The 14,504-nt window shown below is 62.7% G+C and carries 13 protein-coding genes, 5 tRNA genes and 1 pseudogene; 15 read left to right on the top strand and 4 right to left on the bottom strand.

The features are described 5' to 3' along the window. Positions 1-592: 592 nt before the first annotated feature. Positions 593-1,144: a Smr/MutS family protein gene (locus AB4Y82_RS09840; protein ID WP_441603164.1), complete on the bottom strand. Its 552-nt coding sequence runs from the start codon at positions 1,142-1,144 to the stop codon at positions 593-595. Between the two features lie 196 nt (positions 1,145-1,340). On the opposite strand from AB4Y82_RS09840, the gene surE reads away from it, so the two are divergent. From surE to AB4Y82_RS09820, 4 genes are all read left to right on the top strand, one after another. Then, entirely contained in the window at positions 1,341-2,135 is a 795-nt protein-coding gene (gene surE, locus AB4Y82_RS09835; RefSeq protein ID WP_441603165.1) for a 5'/3'-nucleotidase SurE, read from the top strand. A gap of 4 nt (positions 2,136-2,139) precedes the next feature. Then, on the top strand, positions 2,140-2,835 hold the full coding sequence (locus AB4Y82_RS09830; RefSeq protein ID WP_082121017.1) for a protein-L-isoaspartate(D-aspartate) O-methyltransferase: 696 nt from the start codon (positions 2,140-2,142) through the stop codon (positions 2,833-2,835). Positions 2,836-2,860: 25 nt separating this feature from the next. Beyond that, positions 2,861-3,469 carry a YqaA family protein gene (locus tag AB4Y82_RS09825; protein WP_046971491.1) on the top strand — a complete coding sequence of 203 codons (609 nt, stop codon included), beginning with the start codon at positions 2,861-2,863 and terminating at the stop codon, positions 3,467-3,469. Between the two features lie 65 nt (positions 3,470-3,534). Then, complete coding sequence (locus tag AB4Y82_RS09820; protein ID WP_441603361.1) at positions 3,535-4,524, top strand: peptidoglycan DD-metalloendopeptidase family protein; 990 nt, start codon at positions 3,535-3,537, stop codon at positions 4,522-4,524. Positions 4,525-4,632: 108 nt separating this feature from the next. Here the strand turns inward: AB4Y82_RS09820 and AB4Y82_RS09815 are convergent, their stop codons facing one another. Next, positions 4,633-5,007, bottom strand: a complete 375-nt coding sequence (locus AB4Y82_RS09815; protein ID WP_441603166.1) for an Mth938-like domain-containing protein — start codon at positions 5,005-5,007, stop codon at positions 4,633-4,635. Between the two features lie 13 nt (positions 5,008-5,020). Further along, positions 5,021-5,317 carry a ribosome assembly RNA-binding protein YhbY gene (gene yhbY, locus AB4Y82_RS09810; protein WP_441603167.1) on the bottom strand — a complete coding sequence of 99 codons (297 nt, stop codon included), beginning with the start codon at positions 5,315-5,317 and terminating at the stop codon, positions 5,021-5,023. Positions 5,318-5,399: 82 nt separating this feature from the next. On the opposite strand from yhbY, the gene rlmE reads away from it, so the two are divergent. The 9 genes from rlmE (at position 5,400) to AB4Y82_RS09765 (ending at position 11,009) form a co-directional block, all read left to right on the top strand. Continuing rightward, positions 5,400-6,050 carry a 23S rRNA (uridine(2552)-2'-O)-methyltransferase RlmE gene (gene rlmE / locus AB4Y82_RS09805; protein WP_441603168.1) on the top strand — a complete coding sequence of 217 codons (651 nt, stop codon included), beginning with the start codon at positions 5,400-5,402 and terminating at the stop codon, positions 6,048-6,050. Next, positions 6,047-7,993 carry an ATP-dependent zinc metalloprotease FtsH gene (gene ftsH, locus AB4Y82_RS09800; RefSeq protein ID WP_441603169.1) on the top strand — a complete coding sequence of 649 codons (1,947 nt, stop codon included), beginning with the start codon at positions 6,047-6,049 and terminating at the stop codon, positions 7,991-7,993. Before rlmE ends, ftsH begins: the two co-directional genes overlap by 4 nt. A gap of 402 nt (positions 7,994-8,395) precedes the next feature. After that, positions 8,396-8,472 (top strand) — tRNA-Arg (locus AB4Y82_RS09795). A gap of 174 nt (positions 8,473-8,646) precedes the next feature. Then, positions 8,647-8,723: transfer RNA gene (locus AB4Y82_RS09790), tRNA-Pro, on the top strand. A gap of 27 nt (positions 8,724-8,750) precedes the next feature. Then, positions 8,751-8,827, top strand: a tRNA-Arg gene (locus tag AB4Y82_RS09785). A 14-nt stretch (positions 8,828-8,841) separates the two neighbouring features. Continuing rightward, positions 8,842-8,918, top strand: a tRNA-His gene (locus AB4Y82_RS09780). Between the two features lie 29 nt (positions 8,919-8,947). Then, positions 8,948-9,023: transfer RNA gene (locus AB4Y82_RS09775), tRNA-Lys, on the top strand. A gap of 833 nt (positions 9,024-9,856) precedes the next feature. Next, on the top strand, positions 9,857-10,645 hold the full coding sequence (locus AB4Y82_RS09770) for a scabin-related ADP-ribosyltransferase (RefSeq protein ID WP_441603170.1): 789 nt from the start codon (positions 9,857-9,859) through the stop codon (positions 10,643-10,645). A gap of 37 nt (positions 10,646-10,682) precedes the next feature. Continuing rightward, complete coding sequence (locus AB4Y82_RS09765) at positions 10,683-11,009, top strand: hypothetical protein (RefSeq protein ID WP_441603171.1); 327 nt, start codon at positions 10,683-10,685, stop codon at positions 11,007-11,009. A gap of 134 nt (positions 11,010-11,143) precedes the next feature. On the opposite strand, the pseudogene AB4Y82_RS09760 reads toward AB4Y82_RS09765, so the two are convergent. Continuing rightward, positions 11,144-11,991, bottom strand: a pseudogene (locus tag AB4Y82_RS09760) (SDR family oxidoreductase). A gap of 309 nt (positions 11,992-12,300) precedes the next feature. Here AB4Y82_RS09760 and AB4Y82_RS09755 point away from each other — a divergent pair. Then, on the top strand, positions 12,301-12,924 hold the full coding sequence (locus tag AB4Y82_RS09755) for an XrtA/PEP-CTERM system exopolysaccharide export protein (RefSeq protein ID WP_082121019.1): 624 nt from the start codon (positions 12,301-12,303) through the stop codon (positions 12,922-12,924). Positions 12,925-12,957: 33 nt separating this feature from the next. Beyond that, positions 12,958-14,502, top strand: a complete 1,545-nt coding sequence (locus AB4Y82_RS09750; RefSeq protein ID WP_441603172.1) for an XrtA system polysaccharide chain length determinant — start codon at positions 12,958-12,960, stop codon at positions 14,500-14,502. Positions 14,503-14,504: the final 2 nt, after the last annotated feature.

Below are 14,504 nucleotides of genomic sequence, written 5' to 3'. Positions count from 1 at the left end.
GCGTTTCGATCGGCTGCCGCCGCTCGAGTCACTTTTCTTTTGCTGGCCCAAAAGATCCCACGGGACTAGCTTCGCGTCGAAAGTAACCCAAAGAAAATGGCCTGATAACGCCCGCAGCATCGTGCTGGGATAAGCCCGAACGCTCGAGGTAACTGGTTGTGGGACAACCTCCGAGGGTACACAGGGGATACTTCAATGCGCTGCGCAACGCGCCCGAATCGCTGAGGACTTAAAGCCGGGCCTCGCTGCGCATCGGCTGTGAGTCACAGATGGCGCACTTGGTGCCGCGCCTGGCGCTTAGCTTGTCTGTGGGAGCGCACCCTGTGCGCGACAGCCACGCTTCGGTGTACCGCTCCGTAGGTTTGTCGCGCACAGGGTGCGCTCCCACAGACAAGCGGCCCGCATGGTTGAAAACTTGAGCCACGGCGTACGCACCCCCTTGTAGGAGCGCACTTGTGCGCGACCGCGGAGCTCAGATGTACCGCTCCGTAGGGTGTTCGCGCACAGGGTGCGCTCCTACAGTTAGGTTGGGGCCAGGTCGCTCGTCGTGTCCCGATCGGTGTCGCCCGGCGCACCAAGGCAACGAAAAACCCTACCGCCCCTTCAACAGCACCACCACCGCCCCCGTCCCACCCTGCATCGGCCTCGCCGACGCAAACGCCACCACATCATCCCGACGTCGCAGCATGCGATCGGTCAGCACTTTCAGCACCGGCCCGGCGGCGCGGGAGCGCAGGCCTTTGCCGTGCACGATGCGTACGCAGCGGATGCCTTGGTGTTTGGCTTCGGCGAGGAAATCGGTGATGCAGGCCTGCGCGGTGGCGGCGTTCATCTGGTGCAGGTCGATCTCGTCCTGGATGCTGTACTGGCCGCGCTTGAGTTGGCGTAGCAGTTTGGGTGGATAGCCGTCGCGCAGATAGCTCAGTTCCTCGCCCACTTCGAGGATGGTCGGGTCAAAGGCCATGTCGAGCAGTTCGCCCGGCACGGCCGCCTCGTCCGCTTCCAGCATATGCGCCTGGGGTTCGGGCTTGGGTGCGGCCGGCGTGGGCTCGACCGGATCGAAGGGACGCACCTGGTCGCCCAGGGCCTCGCGGAAGAGGCGCGCGTCATCGTCGGAGACCGGAGAGGGCGGGCGATGTTTCATGCCATGAATCGTAATGCACGGGCGTCACGCCTGTGTCGCGGCCTGGTTGAGCCGGGGGCCATGGCGGGCCTTTGGAATCGGGCGCGGGTGCGCGCTTATCTGATGTGAAACCGCCGCCCCGGTCCGGTAGACTTCAAGCTTCACCGGCAGACGCAGCCCCATCCGCGTCGCCGCGACTGGCTTAGAACGGATCATCATGCGAGTTCTTGTTAGTAACGACGATGGCGTGGATGCACCGGGCATCCGCGTGCTCGCCGAACGCCTTGGCGCGGTCGGTCAGGTCACTGTAGTGGCGCCCGACCGCGATCGCTCCGGCGCCAGCAATTCCCTGACCCTGGACGCCCCCATCCGCGCCCTGCGGATGGACAACGGTTACTACCGCGTGGCGGGCACGCCCACCGACTGCGTCCACCTGGCGCTTGCCGGCATGCTCGACTACGAGCCGGACATGGTGGTGTCGGGCATCAACAACTCCGCCAACCTGGGCGACGACGTCATCTACTCCGGCACCGTTTCGGCGGCGATGGAAGGTCGTTTCCTGGGGTTGCCGGCGATTGCCGTGTCGCTGGTCACCAAGGATCACAAAGGCGAGCACTACGACTCCGCGGCCAATGCCGTGTTGGCGCTGATGCAGCAGCTGCTGGTCGATCCGCTGCCGGCGGACACCATCCTCAACGTCAACGTGCCCGACCTGCCGTGGGATCAGATCCGCGGCTTCGAAGTCACCCGTCTGGGCAAGCGCCACCGTTCGGAACCATGCATCAAGCAGACCGATCCGCGCGGCAAGGAAATCTGGTGGATCGGCCCGTCGGGCGCCGTCGACGACGCCGGCCCGGGCACGGACTTCAATGCGGTGCATCGCGGCTATATTTCGGTGACGCCCATCCATGTCGACCTGACCCGCTTCCAGGCGCTGGAAAAGGTCAGCAGCTGGATCGGCGGCCTGAACAAGAGCGTGGCCGGCGGCAAGCCGGCCGATGAGGCAGCGTGAGGGCATGAACGTGCATCCTTTGCCGCCATCCGCACTGAAGGGCGAGGGCATGACCTCGCAGCGTGCGCGCGATCGCCTCGCCGTAAAGCTCAAGGAAGAGGGCATCCGCGATCAGCGCGTGATCGACGTGATCCGCAATACGCCGCGTCACCATTTCATCGATCAGGCGCTGCATTCGCGCGCTTACGAAAACACCGCGTTGCCGATCGGCCACGGGCAGACCATCTCCCAGCCGTGGGTGGTGGCGCGCATGACCGAAGCGCTGCTGGAGCGTCCCGACGGCAAGCAGGGCGTGCCGCAGAAGGTGCTGGAGATCGGCACGGGCTCTGGTTATCAGGCGGTGGTGCTGGCGCAGATCGTGCCGCAGGTGTTCACGGTCGAGCGCATCGAAGAGTTGCTGCGCCAGGCGCGCCGTCGCTTCCGCCAGCTCGGCCTCAACAATATTCGCTCGCGCCATGACGACGGCAAACTCGGGTGGCCCGACGAGGCACCGTTCGACGCAATCATTCTTACCGCCGCCGGCGATGCGATTCCGCACGCCGTGCTCGACCAGCTCAGCCCCACGGGCGTGCTGGTCGCCCCGGTCGGTTCGCCCAGCAACCAGACCCTGATACGCATGCGCGGCGACGGGCAGGGCGATTTCATCCAGGAAGAACTGGCCGCCGTCAGTTTCGTGCCGCTGCTTGGCGGCATCGGCTGATGCGCTCACAAGGAAACGTTTAAGCATGCGTCTGTTCGGACCGCTTTACGCGCGTGCACTCACGTGGGCGCGCCACCCCAGGGCTGTGTATTACCTGTGCGGCCTGAGTTTCGTCGAGGCTTTCATCTTCCCGATCATGCCGGAAGTGATGCTGGCGCCGATGATGCTCGGCAAGCGTCACAAGGCTTTTTTCTACGCCAACATCAGCCTGCTGTTTTCGCTGCTGGGTTCGCTGGTCGGATACGCGCTGGGCCATTGGGCCTTCCATGCGCTGTCGCCGCTGCTCGACAGCCTGCATCTGCTGGCGCCCATCGAGAAGGGCGTGGACAACCTGCGCCTGCAGATGAACCAGCATTGGCTGGGCCTGTTGCTGGTGCTTGCGCTGGCTGCGTTGCAGCCGGTGGTCCCGATGAAGTTCGTCACGTGGGCGTCGGGCATCGTGGGCGTGCCGGTGATTCCGTTCCTGGTCTGCATGGCGGTCGGCCGCGGCAAGCGCGTGTGGCTGCTGGCCTTGCTGATCCGCATTTTTGGCGAGCGTGCCGAGCGCATCCTGCACAAGCATATCGAGCGCATTGGCTGGGCGGCGCTGGTGATTTTAGCCGGCCTTTTGGCCTGGTGGTTGCTGTCGCGCTGAACGCCGGCCGGCGGACTTCGGCTGCCGTGCAAGCAATACGCATGAAAATGACGCGTCGCCTAGTTATGCTGACCGATATGAATGGATATCTCCGGTCACTGATCCTGACCTCCGTCGTCCTGCTGGCTGCCTGCGGCACCCAGCGCTCCGTCGTGGTCGAGCCATCGGCCGGCAGCTCCTCGCGCGTGGTCACGCCGACAGCGCGTCCGGTGCCGGGCGGCACCTATAAGGTGGCCAAGGGCGACACGCTCTACTCGATCGCCTTCCGCAACGGCGTGGACTTCCGCGACCTGGCGAGCTGGAACCATATCGATTCGCCTTACACGATCTGGCCGGGGCAGGAGCTGAAGCTGGCTCCCGCCGACGGCAGGCCGCCGGCAGCGGCGGCCATGCATACGGCGCCAGTGGTGGCGACGGCGACTAAGCCACCGCCGTCGACCGGCCGCGTGGTGACGCCTGCGCCGGAAGCTCAGCCGGGCTTCCAGCCGGCAACACCGTCCACTGCAAATACGACGTCTGTCGTTACGCCGCCTGCGCCGTCAGCGGCACACCCTGCCACGCCGGCGCCTGCCGCCAGCACCACGCCAGTGGTTCCCGTGGCCGGTGCGCCCACTGCCACTGCGGCCAATACGCCTCCTCCCGCTCCGCCGGTACCGGCCGCTCCGGGCGCGACGCGCAGCAATGGCGGCGTGAACTGGCGTTGGCCAGCCGACGGCACGCTGATCAAACGTTTCCAATCCGGCGATGCCATTCCCGGTATCGAGATCGGCGGCAAATCCGGTGATCCGGTGCGCGCGGCTGCCGATGGCGTGGTCGTGTATAGCGGCAACGGCCTGGTCGGCTACGGCGAGCTGGTGATCGTGAAGCACAACGACAGCTATCTGTCGGCCTATGGCCACAACAGCAAGCGACTGGTGAAGGAAGGTCAGCGTGTCACGGCAGGCCAGCCGATTGCGGAGATGGGTTCGACGGGTGCGTCGCGCGATGAGCTGCAGTTCCAGATTCGCAAGGATGGCAATCCGGTGGATCCGCTGGGATACCTGCCGCCGCGCTAAAACCGAAGTTGAAACACTGTGGGAGCGCACCCTGTGCGCGACGGGCCTTGCCTCAAGGTTCGAGGCCGTCGCGCACAGGGTGCGCTCCCACAGGAGAACCAGGTGCTTTTACGCGGGCAGGATAAACGCCGCCACCACGCGCCGACTCTCGCCAGCCAGCAAATCATAGGTACGCGCCGCCGCAGCGTTATCCATCACTTCCACGCCCACACCTTTGCGCAGCAGCCCGGCCATGAAGGCCTGGGCCGGGAACACTTGGCGCTCGCCAGTGCCCACCAGCACCACTTCCGGCTTCAAGGCGAGGATGGCGTCGATATGACTGGCGTCCAGCTCAGACGCAGCCGCGACCGGCCAGTCTTCCACCAGGCGCTCGGGCGACAACAGGAAGCTGCGGGTGAACTCGCGATCCACCACGGTAATGCCATGGGCGCCGACACGGCGCACAAAGAGATAGCCTTCGGGACGATCGAGCGACAGATCCATCGCCGGGTGGCCCTTAGCGGGGCAGGGCGAGCTTGGGCTCGTCCTCGTTGCGGCGGAACAGCACCACGATGTGGCCGATCTGCTGCACGCTTTCGGACTGCGTGCCTTCAGCCAGGAAGTCGATCTGCTGCTGACGCTCGTCCTTGTCGCCGCCGGACAGCTTCACCTTGACCAGCTCATGCTGGGACAGCGCCAGATCCAACTCCTTGCGCACAGCCTCGGTCGCGCCCTTGGCGCCCAGCAGGATGACGGGGCTGAGATCGTGCGCAAGGCTGCGCAGGTAGCGGCGCTGCGAATTGGAAAGTGCCATGCGTTCAGTCTCGGATTCACTGCGATAGGACAGGTAAGGGTATCATGCGGCCATCTCCCCCGTATCTGTGGCACCTCGGCCTATGGCTCGCAGCAAAAGTAGTTCCCGCTGGCTGCGGGAGCACTTCGATGATGTTTATGTGAAGAAAGCCCAGGCTGAGGGGCTGCGTTCGCGTGCCGTTTTCAAGCTGGAAGAGCTGATCGACAAGGATCGCCTGCTCAAGCCCAATATGCGCGTGGTCGACCTGGGCGCCGCCCCCGGCGGCTGGTCGCAGCTGGTACGCCAGCGCCTGGGCGACACCGGTCACGTGGTAGCCATGGACATCCTGCCGATGCAGGGCATTGGCGGCGTGGACTTCCTTCAGGGCGATTTTCGCGAGGAATCGGTGCTGCAGGAGCTGGAAAGCCGCCTGCAGGGGCAACAGGTCGATCTTGTGCTGTCTGATATGGCCCCCAATATGAGTGGTGTGGCCCTGTCGGATCAGATCCGGGCAATGGACCTGGCCGAGCTGGCGCTGGACTTCAGCCGCCAATGGCTCAAGCCCGGCGGCTCGTTTCTGATCAAGTTGTTCCAGGGGACAGGCTTTGACGACTACATCCGCAGCTTGCGCGCAGACTTCACCCGCGTAACGATGCGTAAACCCAAGGCCTCCCGCGCGCGTTCGCGGGAGGTGTATGCATTAGCTGTGGGCCGAAAGATCCATGGCGGGCAATCCGGCGAGAACCGTGCATGAATGAAATGGCGAAAAACCTGCTGCTCTGGCTGATCATCGCGGTGGTTCTGCTCACCGTGTTCCAGAGCTTCAACCCGCATGGCGCCTCCTCGTCGGACCTGCCTTACAGCAGCTTCGTGCAGAGCGTCGACAACGGGAACGTGGCCTCGGCCAACATCAGTGCCGACCAGCCGGCCGCCATCAGCGGCAAGCTGAAGGACGGCAGCTCGTTCCGCACGGTCGCACCGGTCCTGGGCTGGTCCACCAACGGGGTGGTCAAGCAGATGCAGGACAAGGGCGTCGAGGTCCGCCAGGAGCCTTCCAACAACGGCTTCTCGCTGCTGGGCCTGCTGCTCAACTGGCTGCCCATCATCCTGATCGTCGGCGTGTTCATCTGGTTCATGCGCCAGATGCAGGCCGGTGCGGGTGGTCGCGGTGCCATGAGCTTCGGCCGCTCGCGCGCCAAGCTGCAGGGCGAGGATCAGATCAAGGTCAACTTCAGCGACGTCGCCGGCTGCGATGAAGCCAAGGAAGAAGTCGGCGAGCTGGTCGAATTCCTGCGCGATCCGGGCAAGTTCCAGAAGCTGGGCGGCAAGATTCCGCGCGGCGTGCTGATGGTCGGTCCCCCGGGTACCGGCAAGACGCTGCTGGCCAAGGCCATCGCCGGCGAAGCCAAGGTGCCGTTCTTCTCGATCTCCGGTTCGGACTTCGTGGAGATGTTCGTGGGCGTCGGCGCCAGCCGCGTGCGCGACATGTTCGAGCAGGCCAAGAAGCACGCGCCGTGTATCATCTTCATCGACGAAATCGACGCGGTCGGTCGTCATCGCGGCGCCGGTCTGGGCGGCGGTCATGACGAGCGCGAGCAGACCCTCAACCAGTTGCTGGTGGAAATGGACGGTTTCGAAGGCACCGAAGGTGTCATCGTGATCGCCGCCACCAACCGTCCCGACGTGCTCGATCCCGCACTGCTGCGTCCGGGTCGCTTCGACCGCCAGGTCGTGGTGGGCCTGCCGGACGTGAAGGGCCGTGAGCAGATCCTCAAGGTGCATATGCGTCGCGTGCCGATTTCCTCGGACGTCGATGCGATGACCATCGCGCGCGGTACCCCGGGCTTCTCGGGCGCCGATCTCGCCAACCTGGTGAACGAGGCTGCCTTGTTTGCCGCACGCGAGAACGCCCGCGACGTGCGCATGATTCATCTGGACAAGGCGCGCGACAAGATCCTGATGGGTGCCGAGCGCCGCTCGATGGCCATGAGCGAGGACGAGAAGAAGCTGACGGCGTATCACGAAGCCGGTCACGCCATCGTCGGCCGTCTGGTGCCCGAGCACGACCCGGTCTACAAGGTCACCATCATCCCGCGCGGTCGCGCGCTGGGCGTGACGATGTACCTGCCCGAGGGCGACAAGTACAGCATGAACCGCGTGGCGATCGAATCGCAGCTGTGCTCGCTGTACGGCGGCCGCGTGGCCGAGGCGCTGATCTTCGGCGAGGACAAGGTGACCACCGGTGCGTCCAACGACATCGAGCGCGCCACCAAGATGGCCCGCAACATGGCCACCAAGTGGGGCCTGTCCGACACGCTCGGTCCGGTGACCTATGGCGAGGAAGAGGACGAAGTGTTCCTCGGCCGCGCCGTCACGCAGCACAAGAACGTCTCCAATGAGACGGCGCGCAAGATCGACGAGGAAGTGCGTGCCATCCTCGATCGCAACTACGCCCGCACCAAGCAGCTGCTGACCGACAACATCGACAAGCTGCACGTGATGGCCGACGCGCTGCTGCAGTACGAGACCATCGACGCGCGCCAGATCGACGACATCATGGCTGGCCGCGTACCTGGCCCGCCGGCGGATTGGTCGAAGAACTCCAGCGGCTCTACGCCGCCGCCTCCGCCGCCGCGTGGCGACAGCGGCGCCAAGGTGGGTGATCCGGCCACTCAGAGCCGCGTCGCCGATCGCTGATCGCGCTACATGCACAGAAGAAAGGCGGCCATAGGCCGCCTTTTCTTTTGCGCGCGAACGCTGCGAGAGCGCAGCGCTTCTGGCGACGGACCACTGTAGGAGCGCACTTGTGCGCGACAACCAGGCGAAGCAGAGGCGACATGGCGCTGCGGTCGCGCACAAGTGCGCTCCTACAAAGGATCGGCAATTTTTTTGCGTGAAGGTGTAGCCGAAAGTGAAACAGAAGGCTAAAATAGCGGGCTCGAGTGAAGTGCAGTCATCGCCGAACGTGAAGATTTCCACACGGCAATGCAAAAAAACTGAAAAAAAGAGTTGACGCACCGCCCTCGAATCTGAATAATTCCGCTTCTCGCTTCGGCGCTTTCCACCTCGGTGGTTAAGCGACAAGGCAAAAGTTAAAACGCGCCCGTAGCTCAGTTGGATAGAGTACCAGGCTACGAACTTGGTGGTCGGGAGTTCGAATCTCTCCGGGCGCGCCATATAACAGCAAGATGTGATGTTCGCATCACGGCTTGCACCGCAAGGCAATGAATCGCCAGGCGGTCCGAACGTAAGGTTTAGAAGTTCGGTGTGCTTTGATACGGATTGACTAGGCTAGGCGTCACCCGTAGCATTTCAAAGCTTCAGCCCGAACAGGTTGAGGGTTTCGAAATCGGGGTATAGCTCAGCCTGGTAGAGCGCCAGCTTTGGGAGCTGGATGTCGGGGGTTCGAATCCCTCTGCCCCGACCATGCAGATGCTATGCACAATGTGCACAAGCGCCTGTAGCTCAACCGGATAGAGCATCGGCCTTCTAAGCCGACGGTTGCAGGTTCGATTCCTGTCGGGCGCGCCAGTTCAAAGTTTGCGGTGGATGTAGCTCAGCTGGTTAGAGCATCGGATTGTGATTCCGAGGGTCGTGGGTTCGAGTCCCATCTTCCACCCCAGTTGACGAAAGTAAGTACAAACAGTTTCAGGGCCGTTAGCTCAGTTGGTAGAGCAGTTGACTCTTAATCAATTGGTCGAAAGTTCGAATCTTTCACGGCCCACCAATTCGAAAGGCACCTAGAGAAATCTAGGTGCCTTTTGTTTTGCGTGTCCCATTGTCCTGAAGCTTAGTCCGCTGGCAGGGCACGCCCAAGGCGCCCGTAAAGCCTCGACGCATTCTTCGCGCAACGGATCGGCTCTCTTCAGGCGTCGCGATGCGGGCAGTCCGATCTGAGCACCGTGGTCATCGTGATGCGCCATCGCATTCGTCCTATGACGGCTTGATCTCCTGCGCTCGGCTCTGTCGTCATCGGCGACGGTGACGGCGCGCTGCAAAGTGCTGCTGACTTGGCACGCCCGATGCCGCGGTCGCCGTCACAGCCCCTGCGTCCTGACGGGCATCTCGACGTTGGCTAATGCGATTGCAGTGAGCTGCATTGACATTCGGTACGTGTGTTGCAGGAAAAGCCGACAGATGAAAAGGCTGTGCGCCATTGCGATGCCTCATGGGAAATGCGCACGATGGCAGCGTTCAAGGACAGAACTTCCGCAGCCAAGGACGTCTGCAAGCGGAATTCATCCATCAAAGATCGATTCTTTCTTTGTGCGTAGCCGAGAGCTGATTGGCCTTGCGCACAGACCTAGGCAGCTTTCGACATCCCTTGGGTGCCATGCCTACTGCTTTGTTTTGCAGACCCGGCGCGTCGCATGCTGGGGCGGAAGGTTGGGTTGCCGGTATCGCGTGTCGACTTGGCCGGACTCGCGACCACATGGCAGATGCTTTCCGACACTAGCGTGGTCGCAGTCCAGCGGCCGATCACTGTGAAAGTTCGCGCATCTGGCTCGCTGTTCCGTGCCGCCATCCGGCTTGTTGGCCCTTCAAGGGGAGGTAGCAACTATGAAAAAGCGCCTCGTAGCGTTCTTGCTTGTCTGTCAGATCGGGGTCGCGGGCTTGGCCTTCGCCGCGCCGCCGAAATTTGTGTATCGCGTCGATACAAGGCCGCCGAGCGTGATCTTTGCGGAAGGTTTCCGTGCATGGGGCACTAACCACAACATTGTGGCGCACATTAACGGTGCGACATGTAGCAGCGACGGCTCGACGAGCGCGTTTGTTTCGACGGCCGCGAACTTCAACGCCGCACGGGACATTGCCAATAAGCATCTTCTGCAACGCAGCGTCACCTACATTTATCGCATTCGGGCCGACCAGACGTTCTACAGCGGCCCGGCGTCGATGGACTGGCTGCAGCAACGCTCCGGGTCGGTCAGCCCTCTTTCGGTGTTGTCACTCGAAATGGCTCGTCGGGCGGACGAATGGGACGCCGTGGACGGCATCCCGGCTCAGAATATCGTGGAGACCCAGGAGGTCACCGCAACCGGGTCGCGTTCGATTCCGAACACGCGATATTTCAACGTAAACACTCAAGGGAACGCGAATCCTTACACAGCCAATGCCGCAGACACCTTGCAGCATTACGGTCTTTTGCTTTCCTCGCCCGGCGGCAGGCTGGCCTTCATGTCCGCCTGCTTTGCGAGCTGCTCAGGCAGCTCGGCAAAGCGTCTATCGCAGGTGGCAGCCAGCCCAACTCAGACCTGCCGTTCCGGTCCCGAGCGTGTTGCCGACCTCGATGCGTTGATAGTTGGGCTGAGTTGGCAAGCGAGCGCCGCAGGGCGATCGGATCTCTAAGCACAGCGTCTAGCTGTTACCTCACAAGGAGCAACCTATGAAACGTCAGCTTGTTCAGGGCCTGGTCGCGATGTGTGTTCTGGGCGTCGTGCTTACGGCGCAGGGAGCAGGGGTTTACACGGAACCAGGAGTTACGGTGATATCCGTGAAATCCAACCAGTATGGAAGTTGTTTTCTTCGGTATCGCTACGGCCCCGGTTCGGTTACGGCAGGCGCGAGTTGGACCTGCAATTCGGCTTATGGTGTGAATATGCTCAATCTGGCGCAGATGGCATTTTTGACGCGAAATTCGGTCAATCTCATGCTCGAAGGCACGGGTGATGACTATAAGCCGCTGTACGCCATTGAGTTCAACGAAAAGTGAGGGGCACACCGGTCGCTCTCATTGATGGGAGTCTCCTTAGCTATCTACGCAAGGCCCCCAGTGGGGCCTTGCCAATTCGCTAGAGAGCTGCAAGGCCTAAGGGTGAGCGAGTTTCGTGACGCGATCCCCTGCCATCAAACGTACTGCATCTTCACCGTCATCCCACCGTCGACCACAAAATGCTGTCCGGTGACGAAGGATGATTGCGTCGAAAGTAGATAGACGGCCAAAGCGCCGATGTCCTCAGGAGTGCCTACGCGGCCCGCGGGATGTTGGGTGTGATCGCGGCGGCTGAGTCTGGGAGCGCTGCGTTCAGCAGGCTCGCGCCATGCGTCGGTGGCTATCCAGCCAGGAAGAATGGCGTTGACTCGCACCTTGGGGCCGGCGCTCACGGCCAGTGCGTGGGTGAAGGCGAGCATGCCGCCCTTGGTGGCGGCGTAGGCTTCGGAATCGGGTTCCGATTGCAGTGCGCGGGTGGAGGCGATGTTTACGATGCTGCCGTGTTGATGCTGCAGTGATGGCAGTGCGTGTTTGCTGCAGAGGAAAGTGCCTGTGAGGTTGGTGCCAGGTAGCGGTTCCATTGTTCCAGCGACAGGTCACTGAGTGGGCCGCTGTGCGGATCGGCGATGCCGGCGTTGTTCACCAGTCCGTCGATGCGGCCGTAGTGTCTGAGCGCACTGGTGATCCATCGTTTGACGCTGGCTTCGCGCGATACATCAAGCACCGCGGAGCGGGCGCGTTCGCCCACGTTCCATTCGTCGAGGCAGGCCTTGCCGGCTTCGCTATTCAAGTCGCCGATCAACACATTGCCGCCGGCGCCGAGCACGGCTTGGGCGATGCCGCGGCCGATACCTTGCGCACCTCCGGTCACCAGGATGGTCGTTCCTTTCAGCGGCTGGGCCTCGAAAGGCGTGATGGCGGGCGTTTGCGTCACGGCGGTGTCCTTGCGGGTGTCGGCAGCAGCTTGGCGAAGCGCATGCATAGGCCGGGTCGACAGTGTTTCGCGCCTGCGACAGGGCGGGTCTGCAGAAGCGTGAATTTCCGAGCTATCGGCCAAACGGCCTAAATCCGGCTGGCGTCATGGAGGGTCGACACCGCAAGGATCCCCATCCCCTTTGACCAGACTGGTGTTGCCATCGCCGCGGCGCTGGTACAGGCGCGCTGCGCAAACGCCTTTTTCCAGATTCCATGTGCGTCAAGACATAGAACGAATGGTTTTGTCAAGTTCTCGTGGGCCGTGGATATACTCGCAAGTGACGCAGTTCACACTTTATGCGCAGGGGGCCCCGCCATGAAAGTTCTCACTCTGTTGTTTGCTGTTTGCGTAGCCGCGGTGCTGACCGGTTGTGCCACCGGACGTGGCTCGACCGAGGCGCCGAAGATCGATCCTGCCGCGCAGGCGGTGTCCACGTACAAGATTGGCGTGGACGATCAGCTTCAGGTCACCGTCTGGCAGAACCCCGACCTCAGCGTCAGCGTGCCGGTGAGGCCGGACGGCAAGATCACCGTGCCGTTGATTGGCGATGTGATGGCCGGCGGCAAGACGCCCGAAGAGGTCGCGGCGGAGATCAAGGACAAGCTGCAGTCCTATGTACGCGATCCGCAGGTCGCCGTGATCCTCACTGCCTTGCGCAGTCACGAGTACTTGTCGCGCGTACGCGTGACCGGTGCCGTGCGCACGCCGGTATCGATTCCGTATCGCCAGGGCATGACCGTGCTGGACGCGGTGCTGGCTGCCGGAGGCACGACCGAGTTCGCGGCGCCTGATCGCACCGAACTGTATCGCGAAGACAAGAACGGCGTGACCACGCCTTATGCCGTGCGGTTGGACAACGTACTGCAGAAGGGCGATCTCGCCACCAATTACCCGGTGCAACCCGGGGATGTTGTCACCGTACCGATGCGCGCGTTCTAAACGCCGCACGCAGGGGAAAGGGAGGACGTCGCCATGAGTGGAGAACTCAGGCCGATGGCAAGCCTTGTGCCGGCATTGATCAATGAGGCACGTCGCCGCCGTCTCATGTTGGGCATCGCGTTTGCCTTGATTGCGCTGGCTGCATTGACTGCCGGCATGTTGTGGCCGCGCAAGTACGTCGCTTCGACGACGATTCTTGCGCAGGAGAGCAGCATCATCACGCCCTTGATGGCGGGTGCTGCTGCACCGACGGCTAACCAGAATCGCGCCAGCATGGCGCGCGACGTGATCTTCAGCCGCAAGGTGATGGCCAAGATCCTCGAAGCTGGTGGCTGGATGGCCACCCATCCGTCGCCGGTGGAACAGGACCGCATCGCCGAAGGCATCAAGTCGCGCACCCAGGTGCAGATTTCGCACGACAACCTGATCACCATTGCCTATAGCGACAGCAACGCCAAGCGCACCTTCGACGTGGCGCATGCCTTCGCACAGCTGTTCATCAGCGAAAGCCTGGCATCGAAGCAGCGCGAGAGCCGCGAGGCCTACGAGTTCATCAACAGCCAGGTCGAGGCCTATCGCGCCAAGCTGACCGACGCGGAGGACAAGCTGAAGGCGTACCGCGATGCCAACGCCGACGCACGGCCGGGTAGCGAAGCGGATACCGCGGCACGCATCAGCCAGTTGCGTACGCAGATCGAATCCGCGCGCATGGACATGATGGAGCGTCGCTCGCAGGAAGGCTCGTTGGCGTCGCAGCTCAACGGCGAATCCGAGGTGAATACGGTGCAGACGGCGGATGGCCTGCTGCAGGCGCAGCTGGGCGAGCTGCAGGCGCAGCTCAACAAGCTGCTGTTGACGTATACCGATTCCTATCCCGATGTCGTGCGCATCCGTCATCAGATGGAAGACCTGAAGCGGCAGCTGGCCGCTTCCGACCAGCGCCAGCACGCAGCCCAGTTGGCGGGTACGCCCACTGCCTTGGACAGCAACGTCTCGTTCAACCCGGCTTATCAGCAGATCAAAACGCAGCTGTCTTCGGCTCGCGCAGCAAGTGCGGCAGCTGCCGCACGCATGGGAGCGAGCGAGGCGATGCTGCAAACCGAGTTGCAACGCAGCGCGCGTATCGCCAACTCCGAGAACGTCACGGCCGAATTGACCCGCGACTACAACGTCAACCGCGACGTCTACCAGGACTTGCTCAAGCGCCGCGAGAACGCCCGCGTGTCGATGAATCTGGATGCCGAACAGCGTGGCCTGACCTTCCTGGTGCAGAACCCCGCCGTGATGCCGCTGTCGCCATCGGGCCTGCGCTTCATGCATTTCGGATTGGCGGGCATGGGTTTGTCGCTGGTCTTGCCGCTTGGCCTGCTGGTGGCTCTGGTGTGGTTCGACCCGCGCGTGCGCTCGGTGTGGCAGCTGGAGCAGGCTATCGGTGCGCCGGTGCTCGCGACGATTCCGTTCTATCCCACGCCGGGTGATCGCCGTCGCGATCGCATGCGCAACATGATCCTCGGCCTGATCGTGATCGGGGTGGGCGCTGTCTATCTCATTGCCGTCTGGATACGGCTGAAGGGATGACC

This window comes from Dyella sp. 2YAF14 (genome assembly GCF_052114725.1).
Lineage (GTDB): Bacteria > Pseudomonadota > Gammaproteobacteria > Xanthomonadales > Rhodanobacteraceae > Dyella.
Note: the sequence above shows the minus strand (reverse complement) of the source record. Positions and strands in the feature narration are given on the sequence as shown.

Coding starts and splice junctions, on each gene's coding strand:
- AB4Y82_RS09840 (WP_441603164.1), bottom strand. CDS start 1,144: ATGAAACATCGCCCGCCCTCTCCGGTCTCCGACGATGACGCGCGCCTC.
- surE (WP_441603165.1), top strand. CDS start 1,341: ATGCGAGTTCTTGTTAGTAACGACGATGGCGTGGATGCACCGGGCATC.
- AB4Y82_RS09830 (WP_082121017.1), top strand. CDS start 2,140: ATGAACGTGCATCCTTTGCCGCCATCCGCACTGAAGGGCGAGGGCATG.
- AB4Y82_RS09825 (WP_046971491.1), top strand. CDS start 2,861: ATGCGTCTGTTCGGACCGCTTTACGCGCGTGCACTCACGTGGGCGCGC.
- AB4Y82_RS09820 (WP_441603361.1), top strand. CDS start 3,535: ATGCTGACCGATATGAATGGATATCTCCGGTCACTGATCCTGACCTCC.
- AB4Y82_RS09815 (WP_441603166.1), bottom strand. CDS start 5,007: ATGGATCTGTCGCTCGATCGTCCCGAAGGCTATCTCTTTGTGCGCCGT.
- yhbY (WP_441603167.1), bottom strand. CDS start 5,317: ATGGCACTTTCCAATTCGCAGCGCCGCTACCTGCGCAGCCTTGCGCAC.
- rlmE (WP_441603168.1), top strand. CDS start 5,400: ATGGCTCGCAGCAAAAGTAGTTCCCGCTGGCTGCGGGAGCACTTCGAT.
- ftsH (WP_441603169.1), top strand. CDS start 6,047: ATGAATGAAATGGCGAAAAACCTGCTGCTCTGGCTGATCATCGCGGTG.
- AB4Y82_RS09770 (WP_441603170.1), top strand. CDS start 9,857: ATGAAAAAGCGCCTCGTAGCGTTCTTGCTTGTCTGTCAGATCGGGGTC.
- AB4Y82_RS09765 (WP_441603171.1), top strand. CDS start 10,683: ATGAAACGTCAGCTTGTTCAGGGCCTGGTCGCGATGTGTGTTCTGGGC.
- AB4Y82_RS09755 (WP_082121019.1), top strand. CDS start 12,301: ATGAAAGTTCTCACTCTGTTGTTTGCTGTTTGCGTAGCCGCGGTGCTG.
- AB4Y82_RS09750 (WP_441603172.1), top strand. CDS start 12,958: ATGAGTGGAGAACTCAGGCCGATGGCAAGCCTTGTGCCGGCATTGATC.